The 4124-nt window shown below is 58.3% G+C and carries 1 protein-coding gene; it reads right to left on the reverse strand.

Annotated elements, in window-relative coordinates:
* Positions 1-4124: cadherin-like domain-containing protein (locus H663_RS40690; protein ID WP_133240099.1), on the reverse strand; the 4124-nt coding region annotated here is incomplete at both ends.

Below are 4124 nucleotides of genomic sequence, written 5' to 3' on the forward strand. Positions count from 1 at the left end.
CCCAGGTCCACGTTGATCTGGTCGCCGCCGCTGACCAGGATCGCGTCCACGCCCAGCTTGTTCAGGTCTTTGAGGCTGTTGCTCAGGTGCGTGCCCGAGGCGGCTGTGTCCACGTTCAGCGTGATGGTGTCGCCCGCTGCAAAGTCCAGTCCAGCAGTGATCAAGCCAGAAGCCTGGGTTTGATCAATGGTGACTGTTTCGTTGACGTTACCGCCCAGGTTCAGCACGCCGCTTAGACCACTTTCGCCCAACAGTGAATTGATCTCATCGCTATAGCCGCGCACACCAGAGTCGACCGCATTGATTTCGATGCCCGCCTGGACAAGCATGCCAGCGATGGTGTGCAGGGCTTGGAAGTCTGACAGCGAGATGCTTGAAGCCGTCAGGTAGTGGCCAGAGATATCAACACCTTTAGCAACATAGGCCTTGGCCGCTGCAATGCTCAAATAATCCCCAGGCTCTGGCAAAGTCACAGCGTCATTGGCTGCGTTTTGGACCTGCTCATCAAAAGAGGCAGCAAAACTATCTGCCACCTTCAGGGGCTGCGAGCTGTTCAAAACATCGGAAATCGCATCCAACAGCGATGTCTGAGCCGAAGCGACTGTCGATTTGGCCAGTGCGATGTAAATCTGGTCATCGACCGACAATTCCAGCCCATGAGCGCTGTGGGCAAGCCGAATTGCCAATGCTTCGAAATTCGTGACCAATGCATCCGTGACATGGTTCAGCATGCTACCGAGCGCCTGTGCCACCTCGGATTTCAGCGCATCGGGGATCAATGCGGAATCCGCGACGACCAAAAAAATGACTTCTTCATTGAGCGCATGCAAGAGCGCCAAGCGACCTTCAGCAGTCTCAGCACCCGCCATCTGGCCCAGACTGATTTTGGTGGCCAAATTCGTAAAGGAGCTCTGGATGTCCTGCACCACGCTGTCTGCTGAACCCAGCTTGATGGCCGTCTGCATCAAGGTCATGATGACTTGCTGAGCAGCAAACACCGCTGCACCGGCCTGTTGCAACGCACTCAGATTCGCACCATCCATGGGCGACACGATGGCGGCCATAGGGTCAAAATCGGTGACGCTGGCAATGCCTGCTTCAACCAACAAGGTATCAAGACCCAGAACCTTGAGCATGCTGGACTCGATGGCCGCACGTTGCGCTTCAGAACCAAAGGCCAAGAGTGTTGTCAGGGGCGTGATGACCGATGATCCAGCTGGCGCGAACAGGTAACCCACAACCTCGCTAGAGAAAGAGTCTGTACCGCCCGTTGACACCCAACGTCCACCACTGAGAGGCGTGTCCACAGAAACGCTGAAACGACCGAAATCGTCTGTGGTGGCTGTCGCTTCGCCTTCGTCCTGAATCTGGTTGTTGTTCAGGTCATAGAAAACCGTTGCGTTTTGCACATAACCGTCGATGACTGTGCTGACACCGTCGATGGTGACCTTGAGCGTGCTGATGGAAGTTGTCTCACCATCGGTGACGGTATAGAAGAAAGTCTCTGTGAATTTCTCACCGGCATTCAGGGCCACACTGGCAGCACCGCTGGCCGAATAGCTGTAGCTGCCATTGACGCCCAAAGTCAAGACGCCATGGCTGGTGACGATGCGGAAAACATTCAGCACCGCATCAAACGAAACCGCATCTTGGTTGGCGTTGGAAATGCCCGATATGGTCAAAGCCAAACCATCGACATTGCTGTCGTTGCTCAGCAAGTTGAAACCACCTTGACTGTCACCTTCGGTGATACGTATCGCATCGGCCAAGGGCAGCGGAGCATCTTTGACTGCGCCCAGGCTGAAGCTTTGAGTCGCCGCCGTTTGGCCGCCTTGTCCGTCATTGATGGTGTAGCGCAGCTCGACCGGGCCGTTGAAGTTGGCATTGGGTGTGAAGCTGTAGTTGCCTTGGCCGTCATCTGTGAGGATGCCGTGCTCGGCCGTCACATTCGTCACGCTCAGCGAGCCGCCATCCACGTCGCTGTAGCCTTGCAGCAGTTGTGCAGCGGTGAAGGTGTAGACCGTGTCTTCCACACCGGCGGTCAGGATCGCGGTCTGGCTGGTCAGCGCAGGTGCGTCGTTGACGCTGTTCAGGCTGAAGCTTTGGCTGACCGACTTTTCTGCGCCTTGGCCGTCCAGCACTTTGTACGTCAACGTGACGGGGCCGTTGTAGTTGGCCGCTGGCGTGATGGTGTAGGTGCCGTCGCCATTGTCTGTGACGCTGCCGTGGTTGGCGATCAGTGCGCCCACGCTCAACGTGCCGCCATCGACATCGCTGTAGCCTTGCAGCAGTTGCGCGGCGGTGACTTGATAGGCTTGGTCTTCTGCGCCTGCTGCCAAGATCGCGGGCAGGCTGGTCAGGGCTGGTGCGTCGTTGACAGATTCCAGCGTGACGGTTTGTGTGGCGTTGGTGCGACCGCCTTGGCCGTCCACCACTTTGTAGCTCAGTGTCAGCGTGCCGTTGTAGTTCGCATCCGGGGTGATGGTGTACACGCCGGGCGCTGTCAACTGCACTTGGCCGTGATCGACCCGCAGGTTTTCTATCGCCAGTGTGCCGCCGTCTTGATCGCTGTAGCCTGTCAACAGGTCTTGCACGCGCACGGTGTAGGCGCTGTCTTCCTGGCCTGCTGCCAGGTTTGCGGGCGTGCCGGTCAGGGCCGGTGCCACGTTGTTGGCGGTCAGGCCAAAGCTTTGGGTGGCGGCTGTTTGGGCACCTTGCGCATCCACCACCTTGTAGCTCAGGGTCACCAGACCGGCATAGCCCGTATCGGGGGTGATGGTGTAGGTGCCGTTGCCGTTGTCTGTAACGCTGCCGTGGTTGGCGCTCAAGGCGGCCACGCTCAGGGCGTCGCCTTCGACATCTGTGTAGCCTTTGAGCAGGTCGGCGGCAGTGACTTCGTAGGCTTGGCCTTCTTGGCCATTGATCAGATCAGCCGTTTCACCGGTGAGTGCGGGGGCGTCGTTGACGCTGTTCAAACTCAAGGTTTGCGAGGCTGCAGTGTGTCCGCCTTGGCCGTCTGCAATGAGGTAGCTCAGCGTGACGGTGCCGTTGTAGTTAGCCGCAGGCGTGAAAGTGTAGGTGCCGTTTTGGTTGTCGGTGATCTGGCCCTGGTCGGCCAGCAGTTCGCTCACGCTCAGCGTGCCCAGATCGGCATCGGTGTAACCGGCCAACAAGTCGACGACGCGAATGATGTAAGACTGGTCTTCCGTGCCCGCAGCCAGGCTGGCCTTGGCACCCGTCAAGATTGGTACGTCGTTGCTGGTGCTCAGGCTGAAACTCTGCTGGACGGCTGTGTGGCCGCCTTGACCATCGCTGATGGTGTAGCTCAGATGAACCGGGCCGTTGTAGTTGGCATTGGGTGTGAAGCTGTAGTTGCCATTGCCGTCATCTGTGAGGGTGCCGTGCGCAGCTGTGACGTTCGTCACGCTGAGCGTGCCGCCATCGACGTCGCTGTAGCCTTGCAGCAGTTGCGCGGCTGTGAAGGTGTAGGCCGTGTCTTCAAGGCCTGCGCTCAGGATCGCGGTCTGGCTGGTCAGAGTGGGGGCGTCGTTTGTGCCGTTGACCGTCACGCTCACCACTTGTGTGGTTGTCGCACCCTTGTCATCGGTCACCGTCACGGTGAACTGCTCTACGTGGCTTTCGCCTTCTTTCAGATTCTGATGCGCACCGTTGGCCAGGGTGTAGGTCCACTCACCCGTTTGTGCGTTGACCGCAAAGCTGCCGTACTCGCCATCAGCGCTGCCGCTGTAGGCCGCTGTCGCAGCGTGGTCCACATCGCTGGATGTGATCCGGCCTGTCGCCGTCAGCGTCTCGTCTTCTTTGACCGTGCCCGCTTGCACGTTGCTGGTGATTGTCGGCGCGTCGTTCGTGCCGTTGATCGTTACTTTGACGCTGGTCTTTGTGCCGTCAGCAGATTCCACGGGGAACGTGTCGCTCACCGAGTCGCTTGCATTCAGGCTGTTCAATGCGGTGTTGGCTACGTAAGTCCAGTTGCCTTGTGCGTCGATGCTGAACTTGCCATGCGTTCCGGCGACATCAGTCTGGGCCTTGAAAGTCTCGGCACTGTCTACGTCAGTGACCGTCAACTTGCCGTTTGTGCTCAGGGCTGCGTTGGTTTCGTCCAA

The sequence above is a fragment of the Limnohabitans planktonicus II-D5 genome (assembly GCF_001270065.2).
GTDB lineage: Bacteria > Pseudomonadota > Gammaproteobacteria > Burkholderiales > Burkholderiaceae_C > Limnohabitans_A > Limnohabitans_A planktonicus.